Below are 15234 nucleotides of genomic sequence, written 5' to 3'. Positions count from 1 at the left end.
CATGGTTGTCCACAGGCTTCCCCGCTCCGGGGGCCCGGACAGTAATCTCTGCGCCCATGGAGCAGAGGCATCTCGGCCGTACCGGCCTTCGTGTGTCCCGGATCGGGCTCGGCACGCTCACCTGGGGCCGGGACACGGACGAGCACGACGCCGCCGACCAGTTGAAGGCCTTCTGGGACGCGGGCGGCACTCTGGTCGACACCGCGGACGCCTACGGGGGCGGGGAGGCGGAGTACCTCCTCGGACGGCTCCTGGGCGGGCTGGTGCCGCGGGAGGACCTCGTGGTGGCCACGAAGGCGGGCAGCGTGCGCGACCCGTACCGCAGGTTCAACGGTTCGCGCGGGCATCTGCTGGCCGCGCTGGACGCGTCCCTGGAGCGGCTCGGCACGGACTACGTCGATCTGTGGCAGGTGCACGCCTTCGATCCGGTGACTCCGCTGGAGGAGACGCTCCAGGCGCTGGACCTGGCGGTCACCTCCGGCCGGGTGCGGTACGCGGGGGTGTCCAACTTCTGCGGCTGGCAGCTGGCCAAGGCGGCGACCTGGCAGCTCGCGGCGCCCGGGGCGCGGACCCGGCTGGCGAGCACGCAGATGGAGTACTCCCTGCTGCAGCGCGGCGTGGAGCGCGAGGTGCTGCCCGCCGCCCTGGACCTCGGGGTGGGGCTGCTGCCCTCGTCCCCGCTGGGGCGCGGCGTGCTGACCGGCAAGTACCGCACCGGCACCCCGTCCGGTTCACGCGGGGCCTCCGAGCAGCTGGCGCCCTTCGTGGAGCCGTACCTCGACGACGCGGCGAGCCGCATCGTGGAGGCGGTCGCGACGGCGGCCGACGGGCTGGCCACCACCCCGCTGCAGGTCGCGCTCGCCTGGGTGCGCGACCGGCCGGGCGTGGCCGCCCCGGTGATCGGCGCGCGCAACGCGCAGCAGCTCACCGAGGCTTTGTCAGTGGAGACGCTTACGCTTCCTGACGAGATCTGCCAGGCGCTCGACGACGTGTCGGCGCCCGTGCACCGCTATCCGGACCAGGACTGGAGCACGCTGTGACTGCGCTTCCCCGGGGGGAGACCCCGGGCCACTCGGCCGAGGACACCGAGGACACCGAGGACCGCTCGGGGCTGCCCGAGGATCGCTCGGGGCTGCCCGAGAGCGGCTCGGACGAGTCCTCGGGGCTGCCCGTCGACGTCGCGGACGGTTCCGCCGACGATCCGGCCGGCGGTTCCGCGACCGGCGAGACCCCCGAGGCCACCACGACGGGCGAGGCGGGTGACCCCCCGGCGGTGTCCGAGGCGCAGGCCGAGCTCGCCGCCCAGCGTGAGCTGCGCAAGCGCATCGAGCAGCGGAAGGCCGAGAAGGCGGGTCCGATCGCGGCGGGGGCGCGACTGAGCGGCACGGCCGCCGATCTGCTGGCCGCCGTCCGCGCGGTGGAGAGCGGCGAGAAGACCGCCTCCGCGTTCTACGAGGCTCCCGCCGCGCGCCCGGCCGCCCCGGTGGCGGAGCGCCCCCGCGCTCCCCTCCCCGCGCCCGCCTCCGCCGCCCCGGTGCCGCAGGAGGCGCCGGAGGAGGCCGTGGAGGCGGTTCGCACCGTGCTGGCCGGGGCGGGCGGCCCGGCGGCGCTGGCTCCGGCGGCCGCCCGGACGCTGGGCGAGCAGGCGGCCGAGGTGCTGCGGCAGGACCCCTGGCAGCTGCTGGCCGTCCCCGGGGTGCGCCCCGAACAGGCGGACGGGTTCGCCCGCGCGCTGCTGGGGCCGGAGTGCGGTCCCGACGACGCGCGCCGGACCGCCGCACTGGTGGGGTGGCTGCTGGAGCAGGCCGCCGTGCGCGGCCACACGGCCCTGGACGTCGTCACGGTACGGGCCGCGCTGGCCGGACACGGAGTGACGGACCCGGAGACGGCCGTGGACGACGCGGTGGCCGAGGGGGTCGCGCTGCTCTTCGAGGAGGGCGTGGACCCGGCCGGGGCCGAGGAGCCCGACGAGGGGTCCGCAGCCGGGGACGCCGGGGACGAACGTGCCGGCACCGCCGGTGAGGACGACGAGAACGCCGGTGCGCAGGCATCGGGCCCCGCTCTGCTGGGGCTCGACCGGTACGCCCTGGCCGAGGAGAGCCTCGCGGACGGTCTGGGCCGCCTGGCCAACGCGTCCGAGAAGGGCGCCGACTGGACGGACGCGGCCTCGGCGGCTCCCTCGCCCTCGGCCGCCGAGCTGATCCGCGCGGTCGCGGGAGCGGGCCTGGTCGTCCACTCCGGGGGTGAGTCGGCCCGCGCCGAGCCCGCCGCCCTGCTGGTGGCGGCCCGAGGGCTCGGCCTGCGCGCGCTGGGTGCCGTCCACAGCACGGACGGCCGCCGCCGGCTGGCCGCCGGGGCCGGGGACCCCGGCGCGGCCGTCACGCTCGCCGGGCTGCTCTCCGGCGCCGAGGGTCCCGGCCGGGACGAGGAGGGGGCGCTCGCGCTCGACCTGCTGGTGGTCCTGGACGCCCCGCAGCTGGACGTGGAGACCGCCGCGGCGCTCGTGGAGGCCCTCGCGGACGGTACGCGGCTGGTGCTGAGCGGAGACCCGGGGGTGCTGGGTTCGGCCGGTGCGGGCCGCGTCTTCGCGGACGTGCTCGCCGCCCGGGCCTGCCCGCAGGTGATCTCCCGCACACCCGATCCCGGGCCCATCGGCGAGCTCGTCTCCGGCATCGGCATCGGTGAGCTGAACCAGGTCGAGGCACCGGGCAAGGAAGTGGTGATCGTGCCGGTGCGGGACGCGGGCGAGGCCGTGCACCGCACCGTGCAGCTGGTCGCCGACTCCGTACCGCGCGCGTTCGGCATCGACGCCGCGGACACCCGGGTGATCACCGTGGGCCACGGCGGCTCGGCGGGCACCCGGGCGCTGAACGCGGCGCTCAAGGAGCGCCTCAACCCCGGGCCCGGCCGGTTCGGCGGCTTCGACCCGGGCGACCGGGTGGTCCACGTGCCCGCGCCCGGCCGGACCGTACCCGGAGTCGTGGTGTCGGCCGGCGCCGAGGGGCTGCGGCTGGACTGCGAGGGCACCGAGGTCGTCGTACCGCAGGGGCGGGTGGCCTCGGCGGTCCGGCACGGCTGGGCGCTCAGCGCCCACCAGGCGGCGGGGACGCGCTGGCCGGCCGCGGTCGTCGTGCTCCCCGGGGACGCGGCGCAGGGACTCAGCAGGCCGTGGGTGTACACCGCGTTCGGCCGGGGCGAGCGTCATCTGTCCGTGGTGCACGGCGTGGACCGGGCGCTGCCCAGGGCCGTGGCCGAGATCCCGGCGCAGGAGCGCACCACACGGCTGCGCGCCCTCCTGGAGGCACTGCCGACGCCCGACGCGTCGTCCTAGGCGTCCTGGGCCGGAAAGTCCTGGGCCGGAGAGTTCTGGGCCCGGGCGGCCCGGAACGTCCTGGGCCCGGAGACGGGCCCCGCGGCGCCTCGGACAGGCCGGTGGCCCGGTGCACGACGCACCGGGCCACCGGTCTTCCGTGGGCCGCCGGGCTCCGCCGGCTGCGGTCAGGCCCCGGACGGGAGGTCGTCCAGGTCGTCGTCGTCGGGATCGTCGTCCAGGTCGTCGTCGAAGACCGAGCTGACGTCGAACCGGCACACCACCAGTTCCGGGTCCACGTCGTCGAACGGGGCCCCGAGCCACTCGCCCGGTTCCGCCGTGTCCTCGGCGGCGGCGATCCAGAGCGTGGAGTCTCCCTCGGCGAGGCCGAACTCCTTGTGACGGGAGGCGATCTCGTCGGGTTCGTACTCGCCGAACAGCACGCCGAGCGCGGCGTGGACGCTCGTACCGACGACCGCGGCGTGGCCGGTGTCGAGGTCGTCCGGATCGGCGTCCGCGAGGCGTTGCGCCTGGGCGAGCAGCCGCTGCGGTTCCGCCACCGCGTAGTCGCGCCGGATCAGCACGCTGAGCGCGCTCGGCTCGGCCGGTCCTGCGTACGGGGGCAGGGAATCGTCCGCGCCCGGGATCTCGAAGGGAGTGACTTCGTCGTGCCGTTCGTAGAGGAGTTCGTCGTAGACCTCGGCGGCGGCGGCGAGAGCGTTGAACGCTTCGTAGACGGCGGGGTCCTCGTCCCCGCTACGGCGTTCGACCGCGTCGAGGTGACGGTCGATCGCGGCTTTGACCGCTTCGGCGGCGGCACGTACCTCGGCAGCGGTGGGCTGCGCAGCATCAGACATGAGGCAGACGCTATCCGTACCGGGGCTCTGCCCGCACAATAGATGCGATGCCGGAATACGAATTTGTCGACGTGTACGTGCCGCGCGGGGTCTCCCGCAAGGATGCGGCCCGACTTTTGACCGACCACGCCGAGTACGGGCACTGGGAGTTGGACCGCCTGACGCTCCGCCACGACGGCAGCCGCAGGGTGCGGTTGCGGCGGAGGATCATCCGCCAGCTCAGGGCCACTTGGTGACGCCAGGAGCGGGCCCCGCGACCGCGGGACCCGCTCCTCCTCGTCATGCACGGCACCGGGTCGGCAGGGCTTCCGTCCGGACCGTGGCGGGCTCGCGCGCCCCGGCCCGGTCCGGTTGGAAGGCCCCTTCCTGTCCTGGTCCCGGATCGGCCGCCTAGGCGGCGCTGCGCGAGCGGCGGTAGAACACCGCTCCGGCGCCGGCGAGCAGCATGCCCGCGCCGGCCGGGATCAGCATGCCGAGATCACCGGCACCGGTCTCCGCGAGCTGCGGAGGGGTGTGCACCTCGGGGGCGGGCGGCTCGTGGGCCGGCGGAGCGACGGGCTCCTCGGGCGTGACCGGGACCTCCGGCACGACGGGCGGCGGAACGTACGTGTCGCCGTTCGCGCAGTCGTTGCCGAAGACCGGGTTGAGCAGGCCCACGATGTCCACGGAGTTTCCGCAGGCGTTGACGGGGACGTCGACCGGTGCCTGGACGTTGTTGCCGGAGAGGATGCCGGGGGAACCCTGCGCGACCCCCTCCGCCGTGGCGCCACCGCCGCCGAGGGCCTTGGTGGAGTCGGTGGCGCGGTGCTTGCCGGTGCCCGGGGCCGCGTTCCCGCCCTGGTGCGCCGAGGAGTCGCCGGAGCCCGCGTGCGGAGCGCCGGACGTCCGGCCGGTTCCGTCGGCCACGGAGCCGCCCTGCGAGGTGTTCGCGCAGCTGTTTCCGAATGCCGGGTTGAGCAGACCGATGACGTCGACGGAGTTTCCGCAGACGTTGACCGGAACCTCGATCGGAATCTGGATGCTGTTCCCGGATGCCACTCCCGGGGAATTCGTCGCGGCGGCTGCCGCGCCGGAGTCGGCGTGCGCGTAGCCCCCACCGAGTGCGAGCACTCCGCCCGCCGCCGCCATGGTGATCAGGCCTTTACGAGTGACCTGTCGCATAGGTGTTTTCCTGCCTTCTGCACTTCCGAATTACCCCCGGACACGACCGTGCGAGGGCCGAATGCCGGTCGGCCCCGGAGCGCATGGCGCGCGCTCCGGGGCCGACCGGGCTCAAACCCTTACGGGTTGACGCTCAACGTCAGGCGTTGACGCAGGTGTTGCCGAAGGCCGGGTTCAGGAGCCCGATCACGGAGATCGTGTTGCCGCACACGTTCACCGGAACGTGGACGGGGACCTGAATGGTGTTGCCCGAGATGACGCCGGGGCTGCCGATGGCAGCACCCTGGGCACCCGCGTCGGCAACGGCCATGCCGGCGCCCGCGAGCACGAGACCACCGGTGACAGCCGCAGCGGCGGCAATCTTCTTGATCATTGTTCCTCCTCGTTGGAAATGCGGTCCCAGCCGCGGACCGCATCACCTGTAACGAGGAGAAATTCAGAGGGCTACGAGCCCAACCCCCCTTTCACTCTTTCCGGTGAGGTACGGACAGGCGGGCGAATTACGTCACCGGGGCGGATCGGAAGCGCGGAGTGCCGGCTCAGCTGTGGTCGATGAACCGGTCCAGCACCCGTACGCCGAACTGCAGGCCGTCCACCGGCACGCGCTCGTCCACGCCGTGGAACATGCCGGCGAAGTCGAGCTCCGGCGGCAGCTTGAGCGGCGCGAAGCCGAATCCCCGGATGCCCAGGTCGTCGAAGGACTTGGCGTCCGTGCCGGCCGACAGCATGTACGGCACGGCCCGCGCGATCGGGTCCTCGGCCACCAGGGCCTTCTGCATGGCGTCCACGAGGGCGCCGTCGAAGGTCGTCTCCAGCGCCTTGTCCGCGTGCACGTCCTCGCGCCGTACGTTCGGGCCGAGGATCCGGTCGATGTCGGCGAGGAACTCCTCCTCGTACCCCGGCAGGAAGCGGGCGTCCACGTGGGCGGTCGCCTGGCCCGGGATGACGTTGACCTTGTAGCCCGCGCCGAGCTGCGTCGGGTTGGCGGTGTTGCGCAGGGAGGCACCGATCAGCTTGGCGACGCTGCCCAGCTTGGCGAGGGTCTCGTCCATGTTCTCCGGGTCGAGCTCGACGCCCAGGGCGTCCGAGAGCTCGTCCAGGAAGTGGCGCAGGGTCTTGGTGACCCGGACCGGGAACTGGTGGCGCCCGAGCCGGCCGACCGCCTCGGACAGCTCGGTGATGGCGTTGTCCTTGTGGATCATCGAACCGTGCCCGGCGGTGCCGTCCACGGTCAGCTTCATCCAGTGCATGCCCTTCTGGGCCGTCTCCACCAGGTAGAGGCGCAGCTGCTCGTTGACCGTCAGCGAGAAGCCTCCGACCTCGCTGATGGCCTCGGTGACGCCCTCGAAGAGTCCCGGGTGGTTGTCGACGAGGTAGCGGGCGCCGTACGTGCCGCCGGCCTCCTCGTCCGCGAGGAACGCCAGCACGATGTCGCGCGGGGGCTTGCGGCCGCTGCGCATCCGCTCGCGGACGACCGCGAGCGTCATGGCGTCCATGTCCTTCATGTCGACCGCGCCGCGTCCCCAGACGCAGCCGTCCGCGATCTCGCCGGAGAACGGGTCGTGGGTCCAGTCGGCCGCGTTGGCCGGGACGACGTCCGTGTGCCCGTGGATGAGAAGCGCGGGCCGGGAGGGGTCCTCGCCCTCGATCCGGGCCACGGTCGACGCGCGGCCCTTGTGCGATTCGAAGATCTGCGGTTCCAGCCCGACCTCGGCGAGCTTCTCCGCGACGTACTCCGCGGCGAGCCGCTCGCCGGGGCCGGAGTGGTCCCCGTAGTTGCTGGTGTCGATCCGGATCAGCTCACGACAGAGGTCCACGACCTCGTTCTCGGCGTTGCCGGTCTTCCCGGACGGACCTGCCTGGGAGGCGCTGCTCTCGCTCACACTGATTCCTTCCACTGTCACGGTGGTGCTCCCCCTCATCCTCGCGCGCCCGCCCCGCGCACCCCAAGGCCGTCCCCCCGACGACATACGCCTGTCACACAGGGCCGCCCCGGGAGCGGGAGCGGGGGCGGCGCGGGGGCTCCCGAGAGGTGGGCCGGAGGCGTGAACCCGGGGGGTGATCGAGGGCCCCCGAATGTTTGGTATTGTTTTCCACGTCGGAACGGGAACGGAACAACGGCCCCGGGAACGACAGACACCTTGTCCGGGTGGCGGAATGGCAGACGCGCTAGCTTGAGGTGCTAGTGCCCTTTATCGGGCGTGGGGGTTCAAGTCCCCCCTCGGACACCAACGAAAGACCCCAGTTCATCTGGGGTCTTTCTGCTTTTCCGGCTACGGTCGCTTCCGGCCGCCCGCCGGCCCGCTCCGCTCCGGAGCACCTCCCCACCGCCCTTCACCGCAGAGGTCACCCCCATGCCCCGCCCCGCGCCCGTCCGCCCGTCGCCCCTGCCTGCGGCGGGGCTCCGTGCCGTACGGCTCCGGGAGGGGGCCCGGTGAGGGGGCGCCGGAGGTCCGTCGCCTCGCCGCTCCCGCAGCGCGAGGGCGTCGATCCCGTGCGGGTGCGGCTGCCCGTGGACCCCGAGGGGGCGTGGGCGACCGTGGGCGACCATCTGCGGGAGCGGTTCGGTGCCGCGGTCGGGCCGGCGCGGGTGGAGGCCATGCTGGCCGAGGGGCTCTTCGTCGGGGCGGACGGGCGGCCGGTGCCGGGGACACGGCCGTACGAGAGCGGGCTCGGGCTCTGGTTCCACCGGGAGTTCGCGCCCGAGGAGCCGGTGCCGTTCCCGGTCGGGGTGGTGTACCGCGACGAGCACCTCGTGATCGCCGACAAGCCGCACTTCCTGGCCACCACCCCGCGCGGCCGGCATGTGACGCAGACGGCGGTGGCGCGGCTCCGGCACGAGCTGGGGCTGCCGCACCTCCAGCCCGCACACCGGCTGGACCGGCTGACGGCGGGCCTGGTGCTCTTCGTCGTACGCCCCGAGGACCGGGGCGCGTACCAGACGCTGTTCCGGGACCGGCTGGTGCGCAAGGAGTACGAGGCGGTCGCCGGGTACGACCCGGGGCTGGTGCTCCCGCGGACCGTGCGGAGCCGGATCGTGAAGGAGCACGGGGTGGTGGCCGCGCGCGAGGAGCCGGGCGAGCCGAACAGCGAGAGCCGGGTCGAGCTGCTGGAGCACCGGGGCGGGCTCGGCCGCTACCGGCTGCTGCCCGCCACCGGGCGCACCCATCAACTGCGCTTGCACATGAGCACGTTGGGACTGCCACTGGTCAACGACCCGCTGTATCCGGTGGTGGAGCCGGAGGGCGCACCGGACGACTGGTCGCGGCCGTTGCAACTCCTGGCGCGGGCGTTGGAGTTCACCGATCCGGTCACGGGTGGGCCGCGCCGCTTCAGGAGCGGGCTGCGGCTCTCCGCGTGGCCGGACCGGTGACCGGGAGGGGTCGCGGCGGTCAGTGACCGCGCGCGATCCACTCCTCCAGGTGCGGGGCCTCCGCGCCGATGGTGGTGGAGTCGCCGTGTCCGGTGCGGACGGTGGTGTCCGCCGGGAGGGCGAGCAGCCGGTCCCGGATCGAGTCGACGATCGTCGGGAAGTGCGAGAAGGACCGGCCGGTGGCGCCGGGTCCGCCCTGGAAGAGGGTGTCCCCGGTGAAGACCGTGGCCAGCTCGGGGGCGTACAGGCAGACGGCTCCCGGGGCGTGGCCCGGCGTGTGCAGGACGGTCAGCCGGGTGCCGGCGACCTCCAGTTCCTGACCGTCCGCCAGTTCGCCGTCGGGCGTGCGGTCGGGGTGGGTCTGCTTCCACAGCGGCAGGTCGTCCGGGTGGAGCAGCACCGGGGCGCCGGTGGCCTCGGCGAGGGCCGGGGCGGCGTCGATGTGGTCGTTGTGCGCGTGGGTGGAGACGATGGCGCGCAGCGTCCGTCCGCCGAGGGCGGCCAGGATGGCGTCGGCGTCGTGGGCGGCGTCGATGACGATCGCCTCGTGGTCGTCGCCGACGATCCAGACGTTGTTGTCGACGTCCCACTCGCCGCCGTCGAGGGCGAAGGTGCCGGAGGTGACCAGGTGGTCGATGCGGGCGGTCATCAGAAGACCACCACCGAACGCAGCACGTCGCCGTCGTGCATCCGCTCGAAGGCGCGCTCGACGTCGCCGATGCCGATGGTCTCGGTGACGAACGCGCCGAGGTCGATCCGGCCCTGCTGGTGCAGGTCGACGAGCATCGGGAAGTCGCGGGACGGCAGGCAGTCGCCGTACCAGGAGGACTTCAGCGAGCCGCCGCGGCCGAACACGTCGAGGAGGGGGAGTTCGAGGCGCATCTCGGGCGTGGGGACGCCGACCAGGACGACGGTGCCGGCCAGGTCGCGGGCGTAGAACGCCTGCTCGTACGTCTCGGGGCGGCCGACCGCCTCGATGACGACGTCGGCGCCGTTGCCGTCGGTGAGGGCGCGGATCGCCTCGACCGGGTCGCCGGTGCGGGAGTTGACGGTGTGCGTGGCACCCATCTTCTTCGCCGTCTCCAGCTTGCGGTCGTCGATGTCCACGGCGATGATCTTCGCCGCGCCGGCGAGCCGTGCGCCCATGACGGCGGCGTCGCCGACGCCACCGCAGCCGATGACCGCGACGGAGTCGCCCCGGCCCACCTCACCGGTGTTGATGGCGGCGCCGATGCCCGCCATGACACCGCAGCCGAGCAGACCGGCGACGGCCGGGGACACCTCGGGGTCGACCTTGGTGCACTGCCCGGAGGCCACCAGGGTCTTCTCCGCGAACGCGCCGATGCCGAGCGCCGGGGAGAGCTCGGTGCCGTCGAGCAGCGTCATCTTCTGCTTGGCGTTGTGGGTGTTGAAGCAGTACCAGGGGCGTCCGCGCAGACAGGCGCGACACTGGCCGCAGACGGCCCGCCAGTTGAGGATGACGAAGTCGCCGGGCGCGACGTCGGTGACGCCCTCGCCGACCGACTCCACGACGCCCGCCGCCTCGTGGCCGAGGAGGAACGGGAACTCGTCGTTGATGCCGCCCTGCTTGTAGTGCAGGTCGGTGTGGCAGACCCCGCACGCCTGGATCTTCACCACGGCCTCGCCGGGTCCGGGGTCGGGGATCACGATCGTCTCCACCCGCACCGGCTCGTTCTTGCCCGGCGCGATGACACCTTGCACCTGCTGCGGCATACCCTGGTCTCCTTCTCTGTGGCGGCTCCAGGCACGGCCCGAGCCCCTGCGACGTCCGACCGCTGTCCGAAGATCGAACTCGGACAAAGGTACGCGCTGGGGGTGGGCGTGCGCGGACGCGGGCGGGGCCGTCAGGGCGCGAGTACGTCCAGTTCGTCCAGGGCGCCGGCCGCGATCTCGCGGGTGAGCCGCTCGGCGGCCTCCGCGTCCCCCTGGCGTACCGCCTCGGCGAGCTTGACGTGCAGGGTCACGGCGGCCGGGTCGGGGTCCTCGAACATCACCTGGTGGTGGGTGCGGCCGGCCAGGACCTCGGCGACGACGTCCCCGAGCCGGGCGAACATCTCGTTGCCCGAGGCGTTCAGCACCACCCGGTGGAAGGCGATGTCGTGGCGGAGGTACTCCTCCAGTCGCTGGCCGCGCGAGGTCTCCACCATGCCGAGGGCGCACTCGGTGAGGGCCGCGCACTGTGCGGGTGAGGCGTACCGGGCGGCGAGCGAGGCGGCGACGGGTTCGATCGCGGACCGGAGCACGGTCAGCGAGCGGAGCTGGCGCGGGCGGTCGGCGCCGGCGAGCCGCCAGCGGATGACCCGGGGGTCGTAGACGTTCCACGCCTCGGTGGGGCGTACGGTCACGCCGACCCGGCGCCGGGACTCGACGAGGTGCATCGACTCCAGGACGCGGACCACCTCGCGGACGACCGTGCGGGAGACCTCGAACCGCTGGGCGATCTCGTCGGTGCGCAGTACGTCGCCGGGCCTGCGCTCCCCCGAGGTGATCTCCAGACCAAGGGCGTCCAGCACATGCGTATGGAGCCCCTGGCTCGTCGTGGTCATGGGGCAAGGGTACGGGGCGGTTCCGGGACACTCCGGTCGGCCTGCGGCACCGGCGCGGGGGCCCCGGAACGCCTGCGGGGGCGGTTCGGCAGGGCCTCACGACATCCCGGGGACCATTAAGTACGACGTTTAGGTCACACTCACTTGAATAAGTACGACCTTATGAGTTTCAGTAATCCCGACGGACCGATGTCGAAGAAGACAGCGAGGCACCAATGAGCACCCCCCACGTCGTCGTGGTGATGGGCGTGGCAGGGACCGGCAAGACCACGATCGGCCCCCTGCTCGCCACCGCACTGGGCGTCCCGTACGCCGAGGGCGACGACTTCCACCCCGAGTCGAACATCGCCAAGATGTCCGCCGGTACCCCGCTGGACGACTCGGACCGCTGGCCCTGGCTGGACGCCATCGGACAGTGGGCGCACGGCCGGGCCGGGCTCGGCGGTGTCGTCTCCAGCTCGGCGCTCAAGCGGGTCTACCGCGACCGGCTGCGCGCCGAGGCGCCCGGCGCCGTCTTTCTGCACCTGACCGGCGACCGCGCCCTCATCGAGGGGCGGATGTCCGCGCGCAAGGGCCATTTCATGCCGACCGCACTGCTCGACTCGCAGTTCGCCACCCTCCAGCCGCTGGAGGCGGACGAGGCGGGCGTCGAGGTCGACGTGACCGGCACCCCTGAAGAAATAACCGAACGGGCCGTCGCCGCACTGCGCCGGCTCGGAAGCTAAGGACCCCTCACCGTGACCAGTCTCAGCGTCGAGACGTTGGCAGCGGACGCCGTCGATCCCATCACCTCCGCGGGCAACGCGCAGTTGGGCATCGCCGTCGTCCTGGGCATCGCCGTCATCGTCCTGCTCATCACCAAGTTCAAGCTGCACGCCTTCCTGGCGCTCACCATCGGCTCGCTGGCGCTCGGCTCCTTCGCCGGGGCTCCGCTGGAGAAGACGATCGCCAGCTTCACGGCCGGGCTCGGCTCCACCGTGGCGGGCGTCGGTGTCCTCATCGCCCTGGGCGCGATCCTGGGCAAGCTGCTCGCCGACTCCGGCGGCGCCGACCAGATCGTGGACACCATCCTCGCCAAGGCGAGCGGCCGGGCGATGCCCTGGGCGATGGTGCTGATCGCCTCGATCATCGGTCTGCCGCTCTTCTTCGAGGTCGGCATCGTGCTGCTGATCCCGGTGGTGCTGCTCGTCGCCAAGCGCGGCAACTACTCCCTGATGCGGATCGGTATCCCGGCGCTCGCCGGTCTCTCCGTGATGCACGGGCTGATCCCCCCGCACCCCGGCCCGCTCGTCGCGATCGACGCGATCGACGCCAACCTCGGTGTCACGCTGGCCCTCGGTGTGGTCGTCGCCATTCCGACCGTGATCCTCGCCGGTCCGGTCTTCTCCCGGTTCGCCGCCCGCTGGGTGGACATCAAGGCGCCCGAGCGCATGGTCCCCGAGCGCGCCTCGGAGGAGCTGGAGCACCGCCCGAGCTTCGGCGCGACGCTGGCCACCGTGCTGCTGCCGGTCGTGCTGATGCTGGCGAAGGCCCTGGTCGACATCGTCGTGGACAACCCCGACAACCACGTCCAGAAGGTCACGGACGTCATCGGCTCCCCGCTGATCGCCCTGCTCGCCGCCGTGATCGTCGGCATGTTCACGCTGGGCCGGGCCGCCGGGTTCACCAAGGACCGGCTGGCCTCCACCGTCGAGAAGTCGCTCGCCCCGATCGCGGGCGTGCTGCTGATCGTCGGCGCGGGCGGTGGCTTCAAGCAGACGCTGATCGACGCCGGCGTGGGCCGGATGATCCTGGAGTTCTCCGAGAACTGGTCGATCCCCGCGCTGCTGCTCGGCTGGCTGATCGCGGTCGGCATCCGGCTCGCGACCGGTTCGGCGACGGTGGCGACCATCTCGGCGGCCGGTCTGGTCGCCCCGCTGGCGGCCGACATGTCGACCGCGCACGCCGCCCTGCTGGTCCTCGCGGTCGGCGCGGGCTCGCTCTTCTTCAGCCACGTCAACGACGCGGGTTTCTGGCTGGTTAAGGAGTACTTCGGGATGGACGTCGGTCAGACGGTCAAGACCTGGTCGGTGATGGAGAGCATCATCTCCGTCTGCTCGCTGGTCTTCATCCTGCTCCTCTCCCTGGTGTTGTAGGGCGGGGGGTGCGGGGCACCTGACGGTCCCCGCCCCGTGCTCGACTCCTCAAGGCGCCCGACCGGTCCGGTCCGCATGCCCATACATGCGTACCGGACCGGCCGGGCGCCTTCGTCATGGGTGCGGCCGTACGCGCCCGGCCGGCGCCCGTCAGCCGAGCGCCGCCGCCGCGGCCCGGCCCGCCGTGCGGCCGGAGAAGATGCAGCCGCCGAGGAAGGTGCCCTCGAGCGAGCGGTAGCCGTGCACCCCGCCGCCGCCGAACCCGGCCGCCTCCCCCGCCGCGTACACCCCGGGCAGCGGGGATCCGTCCGCGGTCAGCACCCGGGAGGAGAGGTCCGTCTCCAGCCCGCCGAGCGACTTGCGGGTGAGGATGTTCAGCCGGACGGCGATCAGCGGTCCGGCCTTCGGGTCGAGGATGCGGTGCGGCTTCGCCGTGCGGATCAGCTTGTCGCCGAGGTACGAACGCGCCCCGTGGATCGCCGTGATCTGGAGGTCCTTGGTGAACGGGTTGGCGATCTCACGGTCGCGCGCGGTGATCTCGCGGCGCAGTTCGTCCTCGTCGATGAGCCCGTCGCCGGTCAGGGCGTTCATGCCGCGTACGAGCGCGCCGAGGTCGTTCTCCACGACGAAGTCCACGCCGTGGTCCATGAACGCCTTGACCGGTCCGGGGACCTCGGCGCGGGCCCGGCCGATGACGTCGCGGACCGATTTGCCGGTGAGGTCCGGGTTCTGCTCGGAGCCGGAGAGCGCGAACTCCTTGCCGATGATCCGCTGGTCCAGGACGAACCAGGTGTAGTCGTACCCGGACTTCATGATGTGTTCGAGGGTGCCGAGGGTGTCGAAGCCGGGGAAGAGCGGGACCGGCAGCCGCTTGCCCCGGGCGTCGAACCAGAGGGAGGACGGGCCGGGCAGGATCCGGATGGCGTGCTTGTCCCAGACCGGGTTCCAGTTCTCGATGCCCTCGGTGTAGTGCCACATGCGGTCACGGTTGATGTGGTGGGCCCCGGCCTCCTCGGCGATGCCGAGCATCAGTCCGTCCACGTGGGCGGGGACTCCGGAGAGCATCTTCGCGGGCGGGGTGCCGAGCCGCTCGGGCCACTGGGCCCGTACGAGGTCGTGGTTGCCGCCGATCCCGCCGGAGGTGACGATCACCGCCTGGGCCCGCAGCTCGAAGGCGCCGGTGGCGGTCCGGCTGCTTGCGGTGCCACGCTCGGCGGCGCTGGGCTCCAGGATCTCGCCGGTCACGGTGTCGACGGCGCCCCCGGTACGGCCGAGGCCCGTCACCCGGTGCCGGAAGCGGAACTCGACGAGCCCCTTGGCGACGCCCTCGCGCACCCGCCGCTCGAAGGGGGCGACGACCCCGGGACCGGTGCCCCAGGTGATGTGGAAGCGGGGGACGGAGTTGCCGTGGCCGGTCGCGTCGTAGCCGCCGCGCTCGGCCCAGCCGACCACCGGGAAGAGCCGCAGCCCCTGCGCACGCAGCCAGGAGCGCTTCTCACCGGCGGCGAAGTCGACGTACGCCTCGGCCCACTTCTTCGGCCAGTGGTCCTCCTTCCGGTCGAAACCGGCCGTACCGAACCAGTCCTGGAGGGCCAGCTCCCGACTGTCCTTGATCCGGAACCTGCGCTGCTCCGGCGAGTCGACGAGGAAGAGGCCGCCGAAGGACCAGTGCGCCTGGCCCCCGAGCGCCTGCTCGGGTTCCTGGTCGAGCAGGATCACGGAGCGCCCCGCGTCGGCCAGCTCCGCCGTGGCGGCCAGCCCCGCGAGGCCGGCTCCGATCACGATCACATCGGCGTCGTACGCCATGGGTTCCATCCTTCGGGCGAGGCGG

14 protein-coding genes and 1 tRNA gene are annotated in these 15234 nt (G+C 72.6%); 7 read left to right on the top strand and 8 right to left on the bottom strand.

All coding sequences use genetic code 11. From position 1 onward, the window contains the following. Positions 1-56 precede the first annotated feature (56 nt). Both ACWCWD_RS12800 and ACWCWD_RS12795 read left to right on the top strand, forming a co-directional pair. On the top strand, positions 57-1040 hold the full coding sequence (locus tag ACWCWD_RS12800; RefSeq protein WP_266702666.1) for an aldo/keto reductase: 984 nt from the start codon (positions 57-59) through the stop codon (positions 1038-1040). Further along, on the top strand, positions 1037-3331 hold the full coding sequence (locus tag ACWCWD_RS12795; protein WP_450772446.1) for a helix-hairpin-helix domain-containing protein: 2295 nt from the start codon (positions 1037-1039) through the stop codon (positions 3329-3331). The genes ACWCWD_RS12800 and ACWCWD_RS12795 overlap by 4 nt, the downstream gene beginning before the upstream one ends. A 167-nt stretch (positions 3332-3498) precedes the next feature. Here ACWCWD_RS12795 and ACWCWD_RS12790 read toward each other — a convergent pair whose 3' ends face one another. Then, positions 3499-4167, bottom strand: a complete 669-nt coding sequence (locus ACWCWD_RS12790; RefSeq protein ID WP_450772444.1) for a hypothetical protein — start codon at positions 4165-4167, stop codon at positions 3499-3501. A gap of 47 nt (positions 4168-4214) precedes the next feature. Here ACWCWD_RS12790 and ACWCWD_RS12785 point away from each other — a divergent pair, with 47 nt between their 5' ends. Then, positions 4215-4403 (top strand): DUF5703 family protein, encoded by a 189-nt coding sequence (locus ACWCWD_RS12785; protein WP_266702672.1) that lies wholly within the window; start codon positions 4215-4217, stop codon positions 4401-4403. 154 nt (positions 4404-4557) lie between these two features. On the opposite strand, the gene ACWCWD_RS12780 is transcribed toward ACWCWD_RS12785, so the two are convergent. The 3 genes from ACWCWD_RS12780 to ACWCWD_RS12770 form a co-directional block, all read right to left on the bottom strand. Then, a complete protein-coding gene (locus tag ACWCWD_RS12780) occupies positions 4558-5328 on the bottom strand; it encodes a chaplin (RefSeq protein ID WP_450772442.1) in 771 nt (256 codons plus the stop codon). 139 nt (positions 5329-5467) lie between these two features. Then, the gene (locus ACWCWD_RS12775) at positions 5468-5701 is read right to left on the bottom strand and encodes a chaplin (RefSeq protein WP_386888983.1); all 234 of its coding nucleotides are present in this window, start codon (positions 5699-5701) and stop codon (positions 5468-5470) included. A 166-nt stretch (positions 5702-5867) separates the two neighbouring features. Then, positions 5868-7211, bottom strand: a complete 1344-nt coding sequence (locus tag ACWCWD_RS12770; protein WP_450772440.1) for a M20/M25/M40 family metallo-hydrolase — start codon at positions 7209-7211, stop codon at positions 5868-5870. Positions 7212-7471: 260 nt separating this feature from the next. Here ACWCWD_RS12770 and ACWCWD_RS12765 point away from each other — a divergent pair. Both ACWCWD_RS12765 and ACWCWD_RS12760 read left to right on the top strand, forming a co-directional pair. Then, positions 7472-7559: transfer RNA gene (locus ACWCWD_RS12765), tRNA-Leu, on the top strand. Between the two features lie 203 nt (positions 7560-7762). Then, complete coding sequence (locus tag ACWCWD_RS12760) at positions 7763-8701, top strand: pseudouridine synthase (RefSeq protein ID WP_450772438.1); 939 nt, start codon at positions 7763-7765, stop codon at positions 8699-8701. Positions 8702-8720: 19 nt separating this feature from the next. Here the strand turns inward: ACWCWD_RS12760 and ACWCWD_RS12755 are convergent, their stop codons facing one another. The 3 genes from ACWCWD_RS12755 to ACWCWD_RS12745 all read right to left on the bottom strand — a co-directional run bounded on the left by ACWCWD_RS12755 (position 8721) and on the right by ACWCWD_RS12745 (position 11268). Then, positions 8721-9350 (bottom strand): MBL fold metallo-hydrolase, encoded by a 630-nt coding sequence (locus ACWCWD_RS12755; RefSeq protein WP_450772437.1) that lies wholly within the window; start codon positions 9348-9350, stop codon positions 8721-8723. Further along, positions 9350-10435 (bottom strand): S-(hydroxymethyl)mycothiol dehydrogenase, encoded by a 1086-nt coding sequence (locus ACWCWD_RS12750; RefSeq protein WP_390964883.1) that lies wholly within the window; start codon positions 10433-10435, stop codon positions 9350-9352. Before ACWCWD_RS12750 ends, ACWCWD_RS12755 begins: the two co-directional genes overlap by 1 nt. A gap of 131 nt (positions 10436-10566) precedes the next feature. Further along, positions 10567-11268: a FadR/GntR family transcriptional regulator gene (locus tag ACWCWD_RS12745; RefSeq protein WP_450772436.1), complete on the bottom strand. Its 702-nt coding sequence runs from the start codon at positions 11266-11268 to the stop codon at positions 10567-10569. A gap of 215 nt (positions 11269-11483) precedes the next feature. Here ACWCWD_RS12745 and ACWCWD_RS12740 point away from each other — a divergent pair, with 215 nt between their 5' ends. Together ACWCWD_RS12740 and ACWCWD_RS12735 are read left to right on the top strand one after the other, a co-directional pair. Beyond that, positions 11484-11993 carry a gluconokinase gene (locus ACWCWD_RS12740; RefSeq protein WP_450772434.1) on the top strand — a complete coding sequence of 170 codons (510 nt, stop codon included), beginning with the start codon at positions 11484-11486 and terminating at the stop codon, positions 11991-11993. Positions 11994-12005: 12 nt separating this feature from the next. Then, on the top strand, positions 12006-13403 hold the full coding sequence (locus ACWCWD_RS12735; RefSeq protein WP_450772433.1) for a GntP family permease: 1398 nt from the start codon (positions 12006-12008) through the stop codon (positions 13401-13403). A gap of 150 nt (positions 13404-13553) precedes the next feature. Here ACWCWD_RS12735 and ACWCWD_RS12730 read toward each other — a convergent pair whose 3' ends face one another. Then, the gene (locus tag ACWCWD_RS12730; protein WP_450772431.1) at positions 13554-15209 is read right to left on the bottom strand and encodes an FAD-binding dehydrogenase; all 1656 of its coding nucleotides are present in this window, start codon (positions 15207-15209) and stop codon (positions 13554-13556) included. Positions 15210-15234: the final 25 nt, after the last annotated feature.

It is taken from the genome of Streptomyces sp. NPDC001493, from assembly GCF_053597235.1.
This window is presented reverse-complemented; position numbering and strand designations above follow the sequence as displayed.